The sequence below is a fragment of the Streptomyces sp. SID3343 genome (assembly GCF_009865215.1).
In the GTDB taxonomy this organism is placed as follows: Bacteria; Actinomycetota; Actinomycetes; order Streptomycetales; family Streptomycetaceae; genus Embleya.
The window spans coordinates 1-1,354 of record NZ_WWJX01000798.1; the positions used below are offsets into that span (position 1 = coordinate 1).

General features: G+C 74.3%; 1 pseudogene. It reads left to right on the forward strand.

Annotation, left to right across the window (positions count from 1 at the left end):
- Positions 1-114: 114 nt before the first annotated feature.
- A pseudogene (locus GT354_RS24795) lies at positions 115-1,354 on the forward strand (hypothetical protein); the annotation flags it as partial.

Below are 1,354 nucleotides of genomic sequence, written 5' to 3' on the forward strand. Positions count from 1 at the left end.
CCCGGTCGGTCCTGTACCGCGCGCACGTCGCGGCGCCGGGCCGCGCTCGCTCCCGCCGAGCTGAGGGGACCGGTGGCGATGGGTCGCGGGAAGGGGCCAGCGCGGAGCTGCCCGGTGTGTCTGGGCTGGCTGGTGGTGCACGGCTACCGGGTGTGCGACGGGTGCCGGCCCTGGGCGAGGAAATACCCCGAACGCGGGGTCTGCCCGCGGTGTCGGCACGAGGCACACCTCAACACGGACGGGCTGTGCAAGCCCTGCCTTACGGCAATCCGGGCCGAGGACGACGCCGAGTGGGCGCTGGGGCTGGAGGAGGCGCGGCCGCGGCCGGTCCAGCTCATGGTCGGCGGCACGTACGGCGACCGGTCGATGTCGGCCCGGCCGCTGCGCCGGGCCACCGAGAACGGGTCGAATGTGGGGGCCCAGTGGTGGACGAGGCTCCGGCAGCAGCGGACCGTCACTGCGGGCCGGCCGGTGCTGGAGGCGCAGGTACGCGGTCAGGTCCCCCTGTTCACCGTGTCCCGGGTGCTGGGGGACGCCACGGTCGGCGCGATTGTCGGCCGACCGGTCGGCGGATGGCAGGAGGCCCGTCGGGAGGTCGAGGCGATGGCGGCCGAGCACGGGTTGACCTTGGCCTGGCGGCACAAGGTCGCCGAGATGGTCCGCCTCGCCCTAGCCGTGCGCGAGGCCGAGGGCGCCGAGCGACTGCCCGAGATGATGCTGCGGGACCTGCCGGCCAACGGAGACGCGGTTCGCCTGATCCTGCTGCGGGCGGGATTCTTGGACGAGGCTCCCGAGCCCATGCGGTTCTCCGGGAGGAGTCAACCGGTCCGCACCCCGTACTTCACCGCTCTGGCGCCGCTTCCACCTCGGGCACCGCGCCAGTGCGCCGATTGCCACGCCTGGATCCCCGGCGGCCGGCGGGCCGGTTTCGTCTGTGATCCGTGTCGGCACTGGCGGCAGCGGACGGGACGAGGCCAGTGCTGCCGCTGCGGCCGCGGCGGCCTGGCCCTGCGCGACGACCGCTGCCGCGGCTGCCACCCCTACCGCCTTCTCGACCGGATCCACCCCGCTTCCAGGCGGGCCACGCAACTGGTGATCGGGCTGCCGACCGGCAAGGGTGGACCGTTCGAGGCATTCGGAGTTGGCGCCGGCCAAGAGCCGGACTACGGCGAGTACCGACCTGCCCTGCACATCAGCCGCGGGCAGGAACCGCTGTTCACCACCCGGCGCGACTGGTCCCCGGTGCTGGCCCGCCTGCGGAGCACGCCGCCGGGCGAGCCGCCGCTGACCAAGCCCGCCCGGCGCCTGCTCGAGGACTTCGCCCGCGCCCGCCCGGGACAGCGTCCGGATTACC